Below are 17,848 nucleotides of genomic sequence, written 5' to 3' on the forward strand. Positions count from 1 at the left end.
AGGTCATTTCAAACCTAACCCGCACCCCTTGGCGGTGTACCGAAAAGAGTATATATGACTATGGAAAATTTTGCCCAGCTGCTGGAAGAAAGCTTTACCCTGCAAGAGATGAACCCAGGTGAAGTGATTACTGCCGAAGTAGTCGGCATCGATCAAAACTTCGTTACCGTTAACGCAGGTCTGAAATCAGAATCTCTGATTGATGTTGCTGAATTCAAAAACGCTCAGGGCGAGATTGAAGTTAAAGTTGGCGATTTCGTTACCGTTACCATCGAATCTGTTGAAAACGGCTTCGGCGAAACCAAACTGTCCCGCGAAAAAGCCAAACGCGCTGCCGACTGGATCGCTTTGGAAGAAGCTATGGAAAACGGCGACATCCTGTCCGGCGTTATCAATGGCAAAGTCAAAGGTGGTCTGACTGTTATGATCAACAGCATCCGCGCATTCCTGCCGGGTTCTTTGGTTGACGTACGTCCTGTAAAAGACACTTCTCACTTCGAAGGCAAAGAAATTGAATTCAAAGTGATCAAACTGGACAAAAAACGCAACAACGTTGTTGTGTCCCGCCGCGCTGTTCTGGAAGCTACTTTGGGCGAAGAACGCAAAGCCTTGCTGGAAAACCTGCAAGAAGGTTCAGTTATCAAAGGTATCGTTAAAAACATCACCGATTACGGTGCGTTCGTTGACTTGGGCGGCATCGATGGTCTGTTGCACATCACCGACTTGGCATGGCGCCGTGTGAAACACCCAAGCGAAGTTTTGGAAGTTGGCCAAGAAGTAGAAGCTAAAGTCCTGAAATTCGACCAAGACAAACAACGCGTTTCTCTGGGTATGAAACAACTGGGCGAAGATCCTTGGAGCGGCCTGACCCGTCGTTACCCACAAGGTACCCGCCTGTTCGGTAAAGTATCCAACCTGACCGACTACGGTGCATTCGTTGAAATCGAACAAGGCATCGAAGGTTTGGTACACGTTTCCGAAATGGATTGGACCAACAAAAACGTACACCCAAGCAAAGTTGTTCAACTGGGTGACGAAGTTGAAGTCATGATCCTGGAAATCGACGAAGACCGCCGCCGTATCTCTTTGGGTATGAAACAATGCCAAGCTAACCCTTGGGAAGAGTTTGCCGCCAACCACAACAAAGGCGACAAAATCTCCGGCGCAGTTAAATCTATCACTGACTTCGGCGTATTCGTAGGTCTGCCTGGCGGCATCGACGGCCTGGTTCACTTGTCTGACCTGTCTTGGACCGAAGCCGGCGAAGAAGCTGTACGCAAATACAAAAAAGGCGAAGAAGTTGAAGCCGTTGTATTGGCAATCGACGTTGAAAAAGAACGCATCTCTTTGGGTATCAAACAACTGGAAGGTGATCCGTTCGGCAACTTCATCAGCGTAAACGACAAAGGTTCTTTGGTTAAAGGTTCTGTGAAATCTGTTGACGCCAAAGGTGCCGTAGTCGCTCTGTCTGAAGAAGTTGAAGGCTACCTGCCTGCTTCTGAATTCGCTGCTGACCGCGTTGAAGACCTGACTACCAAACTGAAAGAAGGCGACGAAGTTGAAGCCGTTATCGTTACCGTTGACCGCAAAAACCGCAGCATCCGTCTGTCTGTTAAAGCGAAAGACGCTAAAGAAAACCGCGAAGCGCTGAATTCAGTTAACGCCGCTGCAACTGCCAATGCCGGTACTACCAGCCTGGGCGACTTGCTGAAAGCCAAACTGTCCGGCGACCAAGAATAAGGTTGCAGACATGACGAAGTCTGAATTGATGGTTCGCCTCGCAGAAGTGTTTGCCGAAAAAAATGGCAACCAACTGCTGGCTAAAGATGTCGAATACAGTGTAAAAGTCTTGGTTGATACCATGACCCGCTCACTGGCTCGTGGACAACGTATCGAAATCCGCGGCTTCGGCAGCTTCGACTTGAACCACCGCCCTGCCCGTATCGGGCGCAACCCCAAAACCGGCGAACGCGTGGAAGTGCCAGAAAAGCATGTTCCTCACTTCAAACCGGGTAAAGAGTTGCGTGAGCGTGTAGACTTGGCATTGCAAGAAAGTGCTCATTAATACTTAGTAGCAAAACGCCGCAGAAATGCGGCGTTTTTTTGTTTTCGCCAAAAATACCAAAACCTGCTCTTTTTACGCATACCTTAATCGCACACTATTTCAACTATATCTACTACAATGCTTTTGCAAAAAACGCAGGCCGTCTGAAATCATTTATAATAGACCGAATATTCTGTAATGAAAACATCATTCCAACTACCGTCCAAACTATTGCGAATGATGTTTCAACTATCGCCAGTAAAGCATAATAAAGGTTACACATGAGTAATAGAGACCAACTATTCACACCACCTCCATTTGAAAACCATAGCCCATTGACTTGGTATCAAGCTGCAGCCGAACAGCCCAACTTCATCCGCGACGAAGCACAAGCGCGAGCCATTGAATATTTGGATCGTTTGTGGACCGAGCTGATGATGTTCAAACGCAAACGCAACCGTTTTCTCGGCCGTAGCTTGCGTTCTCCCCAAGTACCTAAAGGACTCTATTTTTATGGCGGCGTAGGACGCGGTAAAAGCTTTTTGATGGATGCTTTTTTCGGTTGTCTTCCCTATCGTCGTAAGCGTCGCGTGCATTTCCATGCCTTCATGGCCGAAATCCATCAACGCCTTAAAGTCTTAAAAAGCGAAGCCAATCCCTTAAAAGCCGTTGCAACAGAAATTGCCAAAGAAACACGCGTATTATGCTTTGACGAGTTTCATGTCAGCGATATTGCAGATGCCATGATTCTAGGCCGTTTGCTGGAAAACCTGTTGAGTGAAGGTGTAGTCTTGGTAGCCACTTCCAACTACGCCCCATCCGAACTCTATCCTCAAGGCCAAAACCGCAGCAGTTTTCTGCCAACCATCGCCCTTATAGAGTCCAACCTGACCGTTTTAAATGTGGATGGCGGCGAAGATTACCGCTTGCGTACGCTGCGTCCTGCTGAAATTTTCTTTGTCCCCAATAATGAAGAAAATGAGCAAAAACTGGCTGCTTTATTTAAAGAAATGAGCGGAATCTCTGAATTAAACCCAGGCATCAGCATTATTCATGGACGGGAAATTCCTCATAAAGCCCAGTCAGAACGCGCCATCTGGTTTGATTTCCGTGCATTATGTTTCGGCCCGCGCTCACAAGCTGACTATCTGTACTTGGCTGAACATTATGAGATGGTTTTCCTTTCAGGATTAGAACGTCTAACCCCGCAAGAAAAAGCAGAAGCACGCCGTCTGACATGGTTAATTGACGTTTTATACGATTTCCGTGTGAAATTGTGTGCTACCAGCGCAGTTGGCGTAAACGATATTTATGTTGAAGGCGATTTTGCCGAAGAATTTACCCGTACAGCCAGCCGTATGGTCGAAATGCAGTCTGAAGTCTATTTGGAGCAACCGCACCTGACTTTAAGCAAATAATGCCTTTCCCAAAAAGGGGCGAAATTTGGTAGAATACACTTCCCTTGCCTCTTGGCTGCGACAACTTACCTATCAATAAAAACAAGGACATAACATGGCTATCGAACGTACGATTTCCATCATCAAACCCGATGCAGTAGAAAAAAACGTCATCGGCAAGATTTATAGCCGCTTTGAAGAAAACGGCTTGCGCATTATTGCGGCGAAAATGAAACATCTCTCTGAGCGTGAAGCAAAAGAGTTTTATGCCGTACATAAAGATCGCCCTTTTTATGAAGACTTGGTTAAATTCATGACTCGCAATCCTGTTATGATTCAAGTATTAGAAGGTGAAAACGCCGTTGCCAAAAATCGTGAATTGATGGGCGCAACCAACCCAGCCGATGCAGCTCCGGGCACAATCCGTGCCGACTTTGCAGAATCTGTCAGTGTTAATGCCGTACATGGTTCTGACAGCGTTGAAAATGCTGCAATTGAAATTGCTTACTTCTTCAGCCAAAGCGAAATCTGCCCGCGCTAAGAGTAAAAGCCTGTAGCCGCTCTACGGCCGTCCGATTCATATCGGACGGCAAAACTGCTTTGTATGTCCTACAAATTAAAGGCCGTCTGAAAACACAAAGGCTTTTAAAGCAAAGCTGCCCAATAAGCCCCTTTGCTTTAAAAGCTTTACTGAGAAACATAAAAATACATGAAAACCAATCTACTGAATTACGATTTAAACGGACTGACGCAACACTTTGCCGAAATGGGCGAAAAGCCTTTTCGTGCCAAGCAAGTAATGCGTTGGATGCATCAAGCCGGTGCACAAAACTTTGAAGAAATGACTGACTTGGCCAAATCATTGCGCGCCAAGTTGAATGAACAAGCCACAATCGAAGTGCCTAAATTAATGATGGCACAAGAATCTACGGATGGCACACGCAAATGGTTGCTGGATGTCGGCACGGGCAACGGTGTAGAAACCGTTTTCATTCCCGAGGCTGAACGCGGTACTTTGTGTATCTCTTCCCAAGTCGGTTGCGCATTGGAATGCACCTTCTGCTCTACCGGACGACAAGGTTTCAACCGCAACCTGACTGCCGCTGAAATTATCGGTCAGCTTTGGTGGGCCAATAAAGCCATGGGCGTTACCCCTAAAAACGAACGCGTTATCTCCAACGTGGTGATGATGGGCATGGGCGAACCCATGGCAAACTTTGATAATGTTGTTACTGCCTTGAGTATTATGCTGGATGATCACGGCTACGGCTTGAGCCGCCGCCGCGTGACTGTTTCCACTTCAGGTATGGTTCCACAAATGGACAGACTGCGTGATGCAATGCCTGTTGCTTTAGCTGTATCTTTACACGCATCCAACGATGAAGTTCGCGATCAAATTGTCCCCCTTAATAAAAAATACCCGCTTAAAGAATTGATGGCGGCCTGTCAACGTTATTTGGTCAAAGCCCCCCGTGACTTTATTACCTTTGAATACGTTATGCTCGACGGCATCAACGACAAGGCACAACATGCACGTGAATTGATTGAATTGGTTAAAGACGTACCCTGCAAATTCAATCTGATTCCGTTCAATCCTTTCCCAAATTCCGGCTACGAACGTTCTAGCAATGAAAATATCCGTGTCTTCCGCGATATTCTGCAACAAGCCGGCTTTGTTGTTACTGTCCGCAAAACCCGCGGCGACGATATCGATGCCGCTTGCGGACAATTGGCCGGACAAGTACAAGATAAAACACGCCGCCAACAAAAATGGCAACAGATTTTGGTCGAACAATAAGGTTAATTATGAAAATCAAGTTCGGATTCGCTTTACTTACCGCACTGACTCTTTCTGCCTGCGCTTCCTCTTCCGGCCCAAGCCCTAAAGAACGTGCCATTCAGGTTTCTAATATCAAAACCCAACTGGCTGTGGAATATATGCGCGGCCAAAACTATCGCCAAGCTACCGAAAGTATCGAAGAGGCGCTTAAATTCAATTCAAAAAATGACCTTGCTTGGTTGGTACGCGCCGAGATTTATCAGTATTTGAAGGTCAAAGACAAAGCCCAGGAAAGCTTTCTTAAAGCATTGTCTTTAAAACCTGATAGTGCAGAAGTTAACAACAACTACGGTTGGTTCTTGTGCAATCAAATGAATGCACCAGCCGAATCTTTGGCTTATTTTGACAAAGCACTGGCCGACCCAACCTACCCAAGCCCCTTTATTGCCAACATGAATAAAGGCATTTGCAGCGCAAGGTTAGGCCAATACTCTTTAGCCCAAGCCTATTTGGAAAGGTCTTTAGCAGCAAATCCGCAATTCTTCCCTGCTTTCAAAGAACTTGCCCGAACCAAAATGATGGCAGGCAATCTGAACGATGCCGACTATTATTTCCGCCAATACCAAAGCAAAGTTGATGTCCTGCAGGCTGACGATTTGCTTTTAGGCTGGCGTTTGGCTACCGCATTGGGTAATAAACACGCCGCATACGAATACGAAGCCCAACTTAGGGCAAACTTCCCTTATTCAGACGAACTACAGACTGTCACAACAGGCCACTAAATGGAAAATAACGATAAAATCAACTACGACACACAAGCCGCCAAAACATTGGGGGATGAATTACGCAAACACAGAACTGATGCCAAAATCGATATTCAAGATGTTGCTTCACGTTTGAAACTGTCTGCAGAACAAATTGATGCTTTGGAAAAAGGGGAATATTCAGGCTTTCCCGGTTTAGTCTTTGTTTCAGGCTATTTGCGTTCATATGCACGATTTCTGAAAATCGACGAACAAACCATCGCCAAACATTTGCTCTCCATTACTCCGCAACTTGAAGACCATGTATACGCGGTAACACGCAGTGCCAACACCGGCTTAAGCTACACAGACACCGAAAAACAAGGCTTCCCAAAATGGATATTGGGGATAGCCGCACTGGCTTTGGCTGTAGGCGGCGTTTACTTTTGGCAAAGCAAATCCAGTTTTGAAAACGAACAGGCAAATATTCAAAACAGCAAAGATGTTGCTGATACGATGAAAACGCCTGCCTTAAAAACGGATAATGTTGCCGTTAGCGAAATGACGGAAGACGGCAAAAAAGAAATTACCAATAAGCCTGAAGTGACTAATGATCAAGCAGCTTCTGAAGCTTCTGCCGTAGCACAAGAAGAGAAGCCTGCCGTCAAAGTTGAGAAAGACGAACTTTGGATTAAAGTCCAATATCGAAGCAATCTGATTATTACAGACAAAGATGGAAAAGTAGTATTCAGCCGTATCGTTCCAGCCGGAAGCGAACAACGTCTGAGAGGCGGCGCACCTTACAATGTTTGGATCGGTATTGCAGCCGGCTCGGAAGCCAATTACGGCGGCACACCTATCGAACCTTTGAAATACCGTGTTGCCGGTGAAAAATCCGCCTCTTTTGTTGCAGGAAAAAACTAAAATGACCACACCTAAACGCCGTCTGACACATCAAGTACAAATCGATCATCTCATCGTCGGTTCGGATGCGCCCGTTGTTGTGCAATCTATGACCAATACCGACACCGCAGATGCAGAAGCAACCGCCCGACAGGTCAAAGAGTTGAGCGATGCCGGCTCGGAAATGGTACGCATCACGGTCAATACTCCGGAAGCGGCTTCCAAAGTAGCCGAAATCCGCAGCCGCTTAGACGATATGGGTTATACCACGCCTTTAATTGGTGATTTCCATTTTAATGGCGAACGCTTATTGGCCGAATTTCCTGAGTGCGGCAAGGCCCTGTCTAAATACCGCATCAACCCAGGCAATGTCGGCAAAGGCGCAAAAGGCGATGAGAAATTTGCCTTTATGATTCGTACAGCGGCAGAAAACAATAAAGCCGTACGCATCGGTGTGAACTGGGGTTCGCTTGATCAAAGCCTTGCCAAACGTATGATGGATGCCAACCTAGCTTCTGCTACACCGAAGCCGCCTGAAGAAATCATGAAAGAGGCTTTGATTGTTTCGGCACTGGAATCGGCAGAAAAAGCCGTGGCTTTGGGCTTGCCCGAAGACAAAATCATTTTGTCGTGCAAGGTCAGCGCCGTACAAGACTTGATTCAGGTTTACCGCGAATTAGGCAGCCGTTGTCGTTACCCGCTGCATCTCGGTCTGACTGAGGCTGGCATGGGCAGCAAGGGCATTGTGGCTTCCACCGCAGCTCTGGCCGTATTGTTGCAAGAAGGCATCGGCGACACCATTCGAATTTCCCTTACTCCCGAACCTGGCTCCCCGCGTACACAAGAAGTCATTGTCGGTCAGGAAATCCTGCAAACCATGGGCTTGCGCTCCTTTACGCCAATGGTTACAGCCTGCCCGGGTTGCGGCCGTACCACCAGTACCGTATTCCAAGAGTTGGCTCAAGACGTACAAAACTATTTACGCCAAAAAATGGCTGTTTGGCGCACTGAATATCCAGGCGTTGAATCATTGAACGTCGCCGTAATGGGGTGCGTAGTCAATGGTCCGGGCGAGAGCAAGCTTGCCGATATCGGTATCAGCCTGCCAGGTACAGGCGAAACTCCGGTTGCGCCGGTTTATGTAGACGGCGAACGGAAAGTGACCCTCAAAGGCGACAATATCGCTGCCGAGTTTTTACAAATCGTTGAAGATTATGTCAAAACCAACTACTGCGAAGGTGGCGCAAAACGTAAGCAAAACCGCGTTATTCCGATTCAATCTGCCTAAAACATTTTCAAGATAAAGAGGCCGTCTGAAAATATGTTAGGCAAACTGGATACTTGGCTGACTGAGCATCCCAAACGCAAGGATTTGCATGGTTGGCGACGCTTTATCGTTGAATTTTGGTTCTTCGGTTTGAAAGAAGCACGAGCCTGCTTATTTGCAGGCTTGTTTTTCATTGCCATGTTCCTCATTCCGAAAACAGGTTGGCTGGGAATTTCGCGCTATGACCTGCTGCTGATTTTTGCCGTCTCCGTACAAGCAGCCATGCTGTATTTCAAGCTGGAAACTTGGGATGAAGTGAAATCGATTACGCTGTTTCACTTGGTGGGCTTTGCTTTAGAGTGGTTCAAGACATCAGGCGATATCCAGTCTTGGAGCTATCCGGATGAGGCTTACACTAAAATCGGCGGCGTACCGCTGTTTGCGGGCTTTATGTATGCTGCAGTCGGCAGCTATATCATTCAAGCATGGCGGCTGTTTGACTTAAAAATCAAAAGTCATCCGCCGTATTGGCTGGGTACTTTGTGCGCACTGGCGATTTATATCAATTTCTTCACCCATCACTATATCGGTGACTATCGCTGGTATCTTGCAGCTTTTGCTCTCGGCCTATACGCCCGAACAACGGTCTTATACACGCCCTATGACACCACTCGCAGAATGCCGCTCCTGCTCGCTTTCGTCCTGATCGGATTTTTCATTTGGCTGGCGGAAAATTTGGGAACCCTATTCGGCGTTTGGCGCTATCCAAACCAAATCGGCGCGTGGGCATCGGTACACATCAGCAAATGGAGTTCATGGGCTTTACTGGTGATGATGACTTTTACCATCGTTGCGAATTTAAAACACATCAAACATACCATCAGCGTATCGAAAGATTAGTTGTTTAACATTTGAAAAAAGGCCGTCTGAAACTTTCAGACGGCCTTTAATTTTCAACAATCAATTAAACAAACTTAAGGCTTTAACAAACACCATAATGACACCATAGCCCAAAGGAACGCAGACCAAAGCCCAGCGCCACCATACTCCAATGCCGCCCGCTGATACTTTCTTACTGATCAGATAAGCATCGGATACAGCGGTTTCATCATCGGGATTGCCACTATGTGCCGCTACTTTAATGTCTTTCTCGTGATGCTTTTCATGAACCGAACGGACACTCAAGTTACACAGCAAACCGACAATCAACAAACCCGCCATAATATACATGGTAATGCTATAAGCTTCAGCAGCCGGAACGCCGCTTTCAATTTGACTTTGGCGGATATAGTTGACCAACACCGGGCCAATAACAGCCGCAGTTGACCATGCCAGCAAAATCCTACCGTGGATTGCACCTACTTGATAAGTGCCGAACAAATCCTTCAGATACGCCGGAATCGCTGCAAAACCGCCGCCATACATGGAAATAATGACGCAGAACCCAATAACAAACAAAGCCTTGTTGCCGCTCTCGCCAATCGACGGAATGGCAAAATACAACAGCGAGCCGAGCACAAAGAAAATAGTATAAGTATTTTTACGCCCGATTTTGTCGGACACGCTGGACCACAAAAATCGGCCACCCATATTAAACAGGCTCAACAGACTCACAAAACCTGCCGCCGCACCCGCACCAATGGCCGCTTGTTTTCCTACAGATGCCTCGGAAAAAAGCTCCTGAATCATGACCGAGGCCTGACCCAAAACGCCGATACCCGCTGTCACGTTCAAGCACAACACCCAAAACAAGAGCCAGAATTGCGGCGTTTTCATGGCTTGTGAGACATTGACATGATTGCTGCTGACCAATTTGCTTTTGATTTTCGGCGCAACATAACCTTTAGGTTTCCAGCCATCGGCAGGTACACGGATCGTAAATGCACCGAACATCATCAACACCAAATAAAACAACCCTAAAACCACAAAAGTCTGCGCGACGCCAACCGAAGTTTCACTGGAGAAAAAATTCATCAGTGACACGGATAAAGGCGAAGCCAACATCGCGCCACCGCCAAAACCCATAATCGCTAAACCTGTCGCCATGCCTGGTTTATCGGGAAACCATTTCATCAAAGTCGATACAGGCCCGATATAGCCCAAGCCCAAACCAACCCCGCCAATCACACCGTTGCCCAAATAAAGCAAAAACAGATTGTGCGTATGGACGCCGATCGCCGACACAAAAAAACCCAAACTAAAGCAGCAGGCAGCAACAAACATTGCTTTACGCGGCCCAACGCGTTCCATCCAAGTACCGAACATAGCCGCTGACGCGCCCAACATCGCCAAGGCAATACTGAAAATCCAACCGACCGTGGTCAGCTTCCAATCTCCTGCAGCCGACTCAGTGATACCGATAAGCTTGGTCAGCGGCGCATTGAACACGGAATAAGCGTATATCTGCCCAATGGCAAGATGCACGGCCAAAGCGGCAGGCGGTACCAGCCAACGATTAAAGTCGGGTTTGGCAATGGTTGCCTCACGGTCTAGAAATTTCATAAAATCCTCTTGTCTATGTGTGTCAAACGCTGATTCCATATCATGCGGAATCAAAAAATTGTTGACAATATTTTAGCATAATCTCCCGTTTATCCTTTTTTTCTGCTCCATGATAATTTTGCGCATCAGACAGAAAAAACATTCATCTAAACGCCCATATCGACAAAAAGGCCGTCTGAAAATTTTTCAGACGGCCTTTTCATTCATATCGTTTTATGCGGCAAAGCGTTTGGCAACTTCATCCCAGTTAACAATTTCCCAGAAACCTTTCAGGTAGTTAGGACGGCTGTTACGGTAGTCGATGTAGTAGGCGTGTTCCCATACGTCGCAAGTCAACAGCGGAGTGTTTTCAGTAGTCAGCGGAGTACCTGCATTGGAAGTAGAAACCAGATCCAATTCACCGGCAGGCGTTTTCACCAACCATGCCCAACCGGAGCCGAAAGTACCGGCCGCGCAAGCATCGAACGCTTCTTGGAATTTCTCGAAGCTGCCCCATTTGGCATCGATGGCCGCAGCCAATTCGCCGGCAGGTTTGCCTTGGCCTTTAGGGGTAAAGCCCAGCCAGTAGAAAGTATGGTTCCACGTTTGGGCAGCGTTGTTGAACATACCGCCGGAAGATTTTTTCAGGATTTCTTCCAAAGGCATTTCTTCAAACTCAGTGCCTTTGATTTGATTGTTCAAATTGGTGATGTAAGTTTGATGGTGTTTGCCGTAGTGAAACTCCAAAGTTTCTTTGGTCAGATGAGGGGACAACGCATCCAGTTCATAAGGCAATTGTGGCAGCTTGTGTTCCATTTTTATGCTCCTAATTATTGATATTTATATTTTGGTAGTGTGTGTTGTCAAATCGACAACATTGCTATTTTACCTGCTTTAGCCTAAACAAACCAATTGAACTTACACTGCGCTATAATAGTGGATTGCAATTTTCCAGCCAGAGATGCCCGTCATGAGCAATTATTCCGATATGCCGTCTGAAGACCGTGAAATCAGCGCATTGTCACTGCCGCCACATTCCACTGAAGCGGAGCAATCCGTATTGGGCGGCTTGATGCTGGAAAATTCTGCTTGGGACCGTATTGCTGATGTCGTTTCCGGCGAGGATTTCTATCGCCACGAACACCGCCTGATTTTTCGTGCAATTGCCAACCTGATTAATGAAAGCCGCCCTGCCGACGTTATTACCGTTCAAGAAAGTTTGGAACGCAATGAAGAATTGGAAGCAGCAGGCGGATTCAACTATCTGATTACACTGGCGCAAAACACGCCATCCGCTGCCAATATCCGCCGCTACGCCGAAATTGTGCGCGAACGTTCCATCATGCGCCAGCTTGCCGAAGTCGGTACAGAAATTGCACGCAGCGCATACAATCCACAAGGGCGTGATGCAGGCCAGCTTTTGGACGAGGCGGAAAACAAAGTATTCCAAATCGCCGAAAGTACCGCCAAATCCAAACAAGGCTTCCTTGAGATGCCCGACCTTTTGAAAGAAGTGGTAGAGCGCATCGATATGCTTTATTCACGCGACAATCCTGATGAAGTAACCGGCATATCGACAGGCTTTATCGACCTCGACAAAAAAACATCAGGCCTCCAACCGGGCGATTTGATCATCGTCGCAGGCCGTCCTTCCATGGGTAAAACCGCCTTTTCGATCAACATCGCAGAACACGTTGCCGTAGAGGGCAAGCTGCCTGTCGCCGTATTCTCTATGGAGATGGGCGGTGCGCAGCTGGTTATGCGTATGCTGGGTTCGGTAGGACGTTTGGATCAAAGCGTTTTAAAAACCGGCAGATTGCAAGACGAACACTGGGGCCGTCTGAACGAGGCGGTCGTTAAACTCTCCGATGCACCCATGTATATCGATGAAACTCCGGGTTTGACCGCGCTCGAACTGCGCGCTCGCGCCCGCCGTCTTGCGCGCCAGTTCAACGGCAAATTGGGTTTGATCGTCATCGACTACCTGCAATTAATGTCAGGCTCCGGCCGTTCTGACAACCGTGCTTCCGAGCTTGGCGAAATTTCCCGCTCCCTCAAAGCATTGGCTAAAGAATTGCAAGTTCCCGTCATTGCCCTGTCGCAGTTGAGCCGTACAGTTGAGCAGCGTACCGACAAACGCCCGATGATGTCCGATTTGCGTGAATCCGGCGCAATCGAACAAGATGCCGACTTGATTATGTTCATGTATCGTGATGAATACTACAACTCAGAATCACCCGCAAAAGGCTTGGCGGAATGTATTATCGGCAAACACCGTAACGGCCCCGTCGGGAAAGTATTCCTCACTTGGATGGGTCAATTTACCAAATTTGATAATGCTGCCTATGTTCCAGAATCTATGTTGATGGAAGATTGAGACAGATTGTCTGAAAAACTAACCGAATTTCATATTTCATTAGTCACGCATTACAAAATCGTTTAAAATAAATCTAATAAAAGCAAAAGCATTGCCACAGGCAAATGCAAAAGAGAAAACGTCAGTTACCCAACACATTACTACCAAAAAATCACTCATGTATCAGACACAAAAAGGCTTCACCCTAATTGAGTTGCTGATCGTCATTACTATTGCAGCAGTAATGGCCGTCATCGCACTTCCCAATATGAGCGAATGGATTGCCTCCCGCCGCGCTGCCAGTCAGGCAGAGCAGGTGGCAAACCTCTTGCGTTTCGCACGAGCCGAAGCAGTCCGCCTCAATCTCCCTGTCTATGTCTGTCCCGTAAAAGTTAGAAAAAACGGCCTGGCTGACGGCAAATGCGACAGCAGCCAAAAAAGCAGCGGCCTGCTCGCCTATGCCGATAAAAACCGAGACAAAGCCTATGAGAATGACACAAGCGATATTTCTCTGCGTTCCATAGTCCTCAACGATACTGACCCAGCCAAAGTTTTCCATACATTCCAACACGTCGCATTTGGAAAAGATAATGCTGATGACGGTGAGGCCGTATTTTGGTCATTTATGCCCAACGGCACATTCGGCTATACCACCTCTAAAACACTCGATAAATCAACAACTTTCAAATACTCCGACGGTTATATCAAGATTAGTATGACTGATAAAGCCGCAACGACCGAAGAAACCAAAAAATCCCGCGCCAGTATCGTCCTTATCGACAGCAGCGGTCGCGTCGAAATCTGCGCCAAATCAGATTCGCGCCCCCTCTGCCAATATTCAGAATCTCAAAGTCCCGAACCCAAAAAATAAAAATACTATCCTATGAAATACATAACATTACATAAAAAAGGGCGTCTGAAAACGAGCAAAGCGAGTTTCGCCCAAACCCGTCATTCAGATTTTTCCAAACCTAACCAAGCAGGTATGACTTTAATTGAAGTCTTGGTTGCCATGTTCGTCCTCGTAATCGGCGTACTCGCCCTGCTCTCCATCCAGTTGCGTACTGTTTCCAGCGTACGCGAAGCGGAAGGGCAAACCATCGTATCCCAGCTCACTCAAAACTTAGTCGAGGGTATGTTGATTAATCCGAGACTTGAAAAATGCGTAACTCCTAAACAGGGAGCTACTACGAGCGGGAGTGATAGAGGGTGGTGTAAGAATTATAGGGATTACTACACCACATACGGTGACTCCTCTACTGAGCCATTGAAAAAAGGACCGGTAAAAGTAAGTATGAGCAAAGAAGAATTAGCAAATGCACAACTTGGTCAATTTCATGACTCTTTAGACAAAGCTTTTCGCGATTCTGACATTTCTGATTTTTATTATGTAGTATGCCAAGATAGTGAAAATAAAGAACCAACCTTTAAAGGAGGATTTAAGGCAAATTGTGATAACGATAAAACTGCCGATACCGTTATCAAAGTATTATGGCTCAAAGATGCAGAAAGCGACAAAGCAGCAAGCGGCATTAAAAAATCCGAAGACTCAATTATTTACACCTACCAAGTACGCGTAAGGGAAAGATAATGAATAAGAAAAACCGCCCACACATTTCGGCTAAAACAGGTATGCAAGGCTTCAGCCTAATTGAATTCCTTGTAGCAAGCGCATTAAGCATGATAGTCCTGCTGGCAGTCAGCTCCAGTTATTTTACTGCACGCAGTTTGAACACTGCTGCCACTGCACGCTTAAATGTTCAGCAGGATTTGCGCAACGCGTCTAATCAGATCGTACGTGATGCTCGTATGGCTGGGAATTTCGGCTGTTTCAATATGTCAGCATATGATGCTCAAGCCGTTATCGCTGATTCTGGCTCCAAAGACTTTCTCAAGCTTAAAGGTAGTGGGAAAATGCTTCCTGCCGTCAGAGAAACAGATTCTTTAGGTGTGACTGACTTCGCACAGAGCGGTAAGGCGCTGATTTTCCAATACGGCATAGATACCGTATCACCAGACGCGGCAACAGTAGTGGCCAGTAGCTGCACAAATATTACCAAACCAGGCAAAAAAATTACGGATAGTAAAGCAGCTTTAAAGACAGATGGTTCCCAAGCAGGCAATATCTCCATAATGAAGCATGAGGTCAATGCCTACGCTGTTGGTACGGCAGGTGGACAAGAAGGTCTATATCGCTTCCAACTGGCAGAAAATGGTAACTGGAGTAATCCCCAGTTATTGATTAAAGGGATTAAGAGCATGAAAATCCGTTATTTTTATGCTGTTGAATGCCCTCAAACAGATGTAGAAAGCAAAGCGGCATCGGCTCCTACCGGAAATACGCCAGTTCAAGGACAGGATGAAACATTCACATATAGCGATGAACTTCCTCCCAAAAGTCCAGATCTTGCTAAAGAAACACCTGCATCTATTGAGTTACTGCTGAACAGTAATGATAAAAGAGAACTTGGCAGTATCAATGCCAGTGGGGATAATGATAAAAATGAAGTCCAAATCTATCGAATCAACGCGACTGTACGCGGAGGAAACAAATGCGCAGACCGATTACTTTAAACCATCCTGCTAAAGCCTCTGCACAAAAAGGCTTCGCATTATTCATTGTCCTGATGATCATGATCGTCATCGCCTTGCTCGTCGTTACCGCGACCCAGTCCTATAATACCGAGCAGCGAATCAGTACTAACGACGCTGATCATAAATTTGCTACGACGCTTGCTGAAGCGGCATTGCGTGAAGGCGAAAACTATATTTATGAGATTGAAGATGGAACCAGAACCTTTGATGATAATTGTACAAATGGTCTATGCAAAGCGAAATCGCTCCCTGCAACGAAGAAAGATGCACCATATCCCACCACCGCAGGAAAAGTAATAGTAGAAGGGAATTCCACTCAAGAGGCATGGTATAGAGAATGTGGAAAGGATGAAGAAAATAAAGATAAGGTTAAGTGCATTGATGTTAATGGTAGAAAGTACCTAGATGATAAAAATAGCGGTGCTAAAAAGCCACCTCGCTACATCATCGAATACCTAAGCACTAACTCCGCTGACAACCGTACCATTTACCGCGTTACCGCCAAAGCATGGGGGAAAAACGAAAATACGGTGGTTATACTACAATCTTATGTAGCCAACGAATAAAATAAATAGATAAAATCATGAATACGTCTATCACTAAATCTCAAGGGTTTACGCTGGTTGAGATGCTGATTGTCGTTGCTATCATCGGCATCCTCAGTACCATCGCTTACCCTTCCTATATCCATTACATCGAACGCGGCTACCAATCACAAGCGCATGCCGAGTTAGTCGCCATCAATTCTGCTTTTAAAACCCAGATGGTTAAAAATCCAAAGTTGAAAGCTGATAAGATTATAAACTTTATTTCCTCATACAAAGGCCATAAAGATTTGGCAGACAAATACAAATACTCTGCTGAAATGATTGATGCCAGTAAAAGCCGGGCCTATCGTTTGAAAGCCATTCCCACAAAAACAGGCTATACCCTTTCCGTTTGGATGGATAGTTTGGGCAATGCTTACAAATGTACTGATATTGACTCTGCCGATAAGTTCAAAACTACAATGACAAATGGCAAAGGTTGCGAATCGGTTTTCAAAAAGAAATCTTCTTAGTCTGACAACCATAAAAAAAGCAGTGTCATTTTATCGACACTGCTTTTTATATTTTACTGCTTCCAATCATCGTCTCGGCGTTGGCGTTTTAACAAAATCCTGACAGCGCCATCATTGCCTTGTCGGGGCTCAACATAAGCCAACACATCAGGATGCTGCATCAACCAGCGGCGCGTCATATTTTTTAAAACCGGTTTATAGCCTGAAGAACCCAAGCCGCTGCCGTGGACAATCTCGCCGCAAACGCCGCGTTTTTTCGTAAACTCAATAAACTCGTTCAATACCTGCTGCGCTTCTTCCTGCGTATAGCCGTGCAAATCTACATCCGCCACCACGGGATAATGGCCGTTTCGCAAACGCATCAAATCATTTTTACCCTGCCCGTTTTTACTGAACGAAGCCGGTGGCTCTTCCCAGCCGCCGCTGCCCACATAAAAATAATCTTCCTGCTCTAAAGTTGCCATTTCTTTAGGTCGCGGCTTGATAGGTGATTTATCACGAGGCTGTTCATAATAATTGCCGGCATTTTTCAACGGCGTAACCTTACCAACCGCCTTGCTGAAATCCACATCCTCTACCTGCTTTTTAGCCTTCGCTTCGGCTTCCCGCTCCGCGGCTTCCTTTTTCGCCTGTTTGCCCAAAGCCTTCAGCGTTTCTTGAAAGTTTGCCGTCATGGTTTGTCCTTTCCAAAAAATTGATTGCGCACATTATAGCAAACCCGGCTACAAGGCCGTCTGAAAGACTCTTATCATCGCTTCTTGTTTAGGGTATAGTATTAACGCATTGCCAGTCTTATAAAAGAGAGAAAATATGTTTAAACGCCCGGAAGAAATCATCGTCTTGATACTTGCCCTATTATGGGTCGGACTCAGCTACTACTTTGCCGCCATCCTAATTTCAGATGCCTACACCATCCTCCTGATTACCGTACTGACTTTCGTTTGGGCAGCCATCTGTTTCCTTTTATGGCAGCGCAACTTAAGCCGTCATATTTGGCCGCTGTTCCTCGGCAGCCTAGTTGCCTGCTGGTGGCCATACTTCACTTGGCTTGCAAGCGATGTTCCCGAAGGCACATGGTATTCAGGCTGGACATTCAAATCCATTATCGCCTTGATTCCCGTTGTTGCCGCTTATATCTTCAAGTGGAAACGAAGCCGGAAAAACAAAATTTCCAATACCCTTGCCTGATACCTCGCGCCGTCTTTTTCAGACGGCGTTTTCC

19 protein-coding genes are annotated in these 17,848 nt (G+C 46.4%); 16 read left to right on the forward strand and 3 right to left on the reverse strand.

The window, feature by feature from the left end; all coding sequences use genetic code 11:
- Positions 1–54: 54 nt before the first annotated feature.
- From rpsA to DBY97_RS00850, 9 genes are all read left to right on the forward strand, one after another.
- Positions 55–1,740, forward strand: coding sequence for a 30S ribosomal protein S1 (gene rpsA, locus DBY97_RS00805; RefSeq protein ID WP_003678994.1), 1,686 nt, complete (start codon positions 55–57; stop codon positions 1,738–1,740).
- Positions 1,741–1,750: 10 nt separating this feature from the next.
- The gene (locus DBY97_RS00810; protein WP_003678992.1) at positions 1,751–2,065 is read left to right on the forward strand and encodes an integration host factor subunit beta; all 315 of its coding nucleotides are present in this window, start codon (positions 1,751–1,753) and stop codon (positions 2,063–2,065) included.
- 260 nt (positions 2,066–2,325) lie between these two features.
- Positions 2,326–3,462 (forward strand): cell division protein ZapE, encoded by a 1,137-nt coding sequence (gene zapE / locus DBY97_RS00820; protein WP_101755521.1) that lies wholly within the window; start codon positions 2,326–2,328, stop codon positions 3,460–3,462.
- Between the two features lie 94 nt (positions 3,463–3,556).
- Complete coding sequence (gene ndk / locus DBY97_RS00825) at positions 3,557–3,982, forward strand: nucleoside-diphosphate kinase (RefSeq protein ID WP_004519785.1); 426 nt, start codon at positions 3,557–3,559, stop codon at positions 3,980–3,982.
- Between the two features lie 168 nt (positions 3,983–4,150).
- Entirely contained in the window at positions 4,151–5,239 is a 1,089-nt protein-coding gene (rlmN, locus tag DBY97_RS00830) for a 23S rRNA (adenine(2503)-C(2))-methyltransferase RlmN (protein WP_070826197.1), read from the forward strand.
- 8 nt (positions 5,240–5,247) lie between these two features.
- Positions 5,248–6,003, forward strand: a complete 756-nt coding sequence (gene pilW, locus DBY97_RS00835; protein WP_070748823.1) for a type IV pilus biogenesis/stability protein PilW — start codon at positions 5,248–5,250, stop codon at positions 6,001–6,003.
- On the forward strand, positions 6,004–6,888 hold the full coding sequence (locus DBY97_RS00840; RefSeq protein WP_107857135.1) for a helix-turn-helix domain-containing protein: 885 nt from the start codon (positions 6,004–6,006) through the stop codon (positions 6,886–6,888).
- Position 6,889: 1 nt separating this feature from the next.
- Positions 6,890–8,155, forward strand: coding sequence for a flavodoxin-dependent (E)-4-hydroxy-3-methylbut-2-enyl-diphosphate synthase (gene ispG / locus DBY97_RS00845; RefSeq protein ID WP_107857136.1), 1,266 nt, complete (start codon positions 6,890–6,892; stop codon positions 8,153–8,155).
- Positions 8,156–8,188: 33 nt separating this feature from the next.
- Positions 8,189–9,034, forward strand: a complete 846-nt coding sequence (locus DBY97_RS00850) for a DUF817 domain-containing protein (protein ID WP_107857137.1) — start codon at positions 8,189–8,191, stop codon at positions 9,032–9,034.
- A 60-nt stretch (positions 9,035–9,094) separates the two neighbouring features.
- Here the strand turns inward: DBY97_RS00850 and DBY97_RS00855 are convergent, their stop codons facing one another.
- Together DBY97_RS00855 and DBY97_RS00860 are read right to left on the reverse strand one after the other, a co-directional pair.
- On the reverse strand, positions 9,095–10,636 hold the full coding sequence (locus DBY97_RS00855; RefSeq protein ID WP_107857138.1) for an L-lactate MFS transporter: 1,542 nt from the start codon (positions 10,634–10,636) through the stop codon (positions 9,095–9,097).
- A gap of 213 nt (positions 10,637–10,849) precedes the next feature.
- Positions 10,850–11,431 (reverse strand): superoxide dismutase, encoded by a 582-nt coding sequence (locus DBY97_RS00860; RefSeq protein WP_070460856.1) that lies wholly within the window; start codon positions 11,429–11,431, stop codon positions 10,850–10,852.
- Between the two features lie 154 nt (positions 11,432–11,585).
- On the opposite strand from DBY97_RS00860, the gene dnaB reads away from it, so the two are divergent.
- From dnaB to DBY97_RS00890, 6 genes are all read left to right on the forward strand, one after another.
- On the forward strand, positions 11,586–12,992 hold the full coding sequence (gene dnaB, locus DBY97_RS00865; RefSeq protein ID WP_036490624.1) for a replicative DNA helicase: 1,407 nt from the start codon (positions 11,586–11,588) through the stop codon (positions 12,990–12,992).
- A gap of 157 nt (positions 12,993–13,149) precedes the next feature.
- Entirely contained in the window at positions 13,150–13,842 is a 693-nt protein-coding gene (locus DBY97_RS00870; protein WP_107857238.1) for a pilus assembly FimT family protein, read from the forward strand.
- 12 nt (positions 13,843–13,854) lie between these two features.
- On the forward strand, positions 13,855–14,562 hold the full coding sequence (gene pilV / locus DBY97_RS00875; protein ID WP_107857139.1) for a type IV pilus modification protein PilV: 708 nt from the start codon (positions 13,855–13,857) through the stop codon (positions 14,560–14,562).
- Complete coding sequence (locus DBY97_RS00880; protein WP_107857140.1) at positions 14,562–15,545, forward strand: PilW family protein; 984 nt, start codon at positions 14,562–14,564, stop codon at positions 15,543–15,545. The genes pilV and DBY97_RS00880 overlap by 1 nt, the downstream gene beginning before the upstream one ends.
- Positions 15,524–16,132, forward strand: a complete 609-nt coding sequence (locus tag DBY97_RS00885) for a pilus assembly PilX family protein (RefSeq protein ID WP_107857141.1) — start codon at positions 15,524–15,526, stop codon at positions 16,130–16,132. The genes DBY97_RS00880 and DBY97_RS00885 overlap by 22 nt, the downstream gene beginning before the upstream one ends.
- A 17-nt stretch (positions 16,133–16,149) precedes the next feature.
- Entirely contained in the window at positions 16,150–16,626 is a 477-nt protein-coding gene (locus DBY97_RS00890; RefSeq protein WP_107857142.1) for a PilX family type IV pilin, read from the forward strand.
- Between the two features lie 53 nt (positions 16,627–16,679).
- On the opposite strand, the gene DBY97_RS00895 is transcribed toward DBY97_RS00890, so the two are convergent.
- A complete protein-coding gene (locus DBY97_RS00895; protein WP_107857143.1) occupies positions 16,680–17,300 on the reverse strand; it encodes a Smr/MutS family protein in 621 nt (206 codons plus the stop codon).
- A gap of 136 nt (positions 17,301–17,436) precedes the next feature.
- Between DBY97_RS00895 and DBY97_RS00900 the strand changes: the two genes are divergently transcribed.
- On the forward strand, positions 17,437–17,814 hold the full coding sequence (locus DBY97_RS00900) for a hypothetical protein (RefSeq protein ID WP_003683408.1): 378 nt from the start codon (positions 17,437–17,439) through the stop codon (positions 17,812–17,814).
- The last annotated feature ends 34 nt before the right edge of the window (positions 17,815–17,848 follow it).

It is taken from the genome of Neisseria subflava, from assembly GCF_003044645.1.
Lineage (GTDB): Bacteria > Pseudomonadota > Gammaproteobacteria > Burkholderiales > Neisseriaceae > Neisseria > Neisseria subflava_B.

What these genes read in the sequence shown, in the direction of transcription:
- rpsA (WP_003678994.1), top strand. Translation starts at nt 55, where the DNA reads ATGACTATGGAAAATTTTGCCCAGCTGCTGGAAGAAAGCTTTACCCTG.
- DBY97_RS00810 (WP_003678992.1), top strand. Translation starts at nt 1,751, where the DNA reads ATGACGAAGTCTGAATTGATGGTTCGCCTCGCAGAAGTGTTTGCCGAA.
- zapE (WP_101755521.1), top strand. Translation starts at nt 2,326, where the DNA reads ATGAGTAATAGAGACCAACTATTCACACCACCTCCATTTGAAAACCAT.
- ndk (WP_004519785.1), top strand. Translation starts at nt 3,557, where the DNA reads ATGGCTATCGAACGTACGATTTCCATCATCAAACCCGATGCAGTAGAA.
- rlmN (WP_070826197.1), top strand. Translation starts at nt 4,151, where the DNA reads ATGAAAACCAATCTACTGAATTACGATTTAAACGGACTGACGCAACAC.
- pilW (WP_070748823.1), top strand. Translation starts at nt 5,248, where the DNA reads ATGAAAATCAAGTTCGGATTCGCTTTACTTACCGCACTGACTCTTTCT.
- DBY97_RS00840 (WP_107857135.1), top strand. Translation starts at nt 6,004, where the DNA reads ATGGAAAATAACGATAAAATCAACTACGACACACAAGCCGCCAAAACA.
- ispG (WP_107857136.1), top strand. Translation starts at nt 6,890, where the DNA reads ATGACCACACCTAAACGCCGTCTGACACATCAAGTACAAATCGATCAT.
- DBY97_RS00850 (WP_107857137.1), top strand. Translation starts at nt 8,189, where the DNA reads ATGTTAGGCAAACTGGATACTTGGCTGACTGAGCATCCCAAACGCAAG.
- DBY97_RS00855 (WP_107857138.1), bottom strand. Translation starts at nt 10,636, where the DNA reads ATGAAATTTCTAGACCGTGAGGCAACCATTGCCAAACCCGACTTTAAT.
- DBY97_RS00860 (WP_070460856.1), bottom strand. Translation starts at nt 11,431, where the DNA reads ATGGAACACAAGCTGCCACAATTGCCTTATGAACTGGATGCGTTGTCC.
- dnaB (WP_036490624.1), top strand. Translation starts at nt 11,586, where the DNA reads ATGAGCAATTATTCCGATATGCCGTCTGAAGACCGTGAAATCAGCGCA.
- DBY97_RS00870 (WP_107857238.1), top strand. Translation starts at nt 13,150, where the DNA reads ATGTATCAGACACAAAAAGGCTTCACCCTAATTGAGTTGCTGATCGTC.
- pilV (WP_107857139.1), top strand. Translation starts at nt 13,855, where the DNA reads ATGAAATACATAACATTACATAAAAAAGGGCGTCTGAAAACGAGCAAA.
- DBY97_RS00880 (WP_107857140.1), top strand. Translation starts at nt 14,562, where the DNA reads ATGAATAAGAAAAACCGCCCACACATTTCGGCTAAAACAGGTATGCAA.
- DBY97_RS00885 (WP_107857141.1), top strand. Translation starts at nt 15,524, where the DNA reads ATGCGCAGACCGATTACTTTAAACCATCCTGCTAAAGCCTCTGCACAA.
- DBY97_RS00890 (WP_107857142.1), top strand. Translation starts at nt 16,150, where the DNA reads ATGAATACGTCTATCACTAAATCTCAAGGGTTTACGCTGGTTGAGATG.
- DBY97_RS00895 (WP_107857143.1), bottom strand. Translation starts at nt 17,300, where the DNA reads ATGACGGCAAACTTTCAAGAAACGCTGAAGGCTTTGGGCAAACAGGCG.
- DBY97_RS00900 (WP_003683408.1), top strand. Translation starts at nt 17,437, where the DNA reads ATGTTTAAACGCCCGGAAGAAATCATCGTCTTGATACTTGCCCTATTA.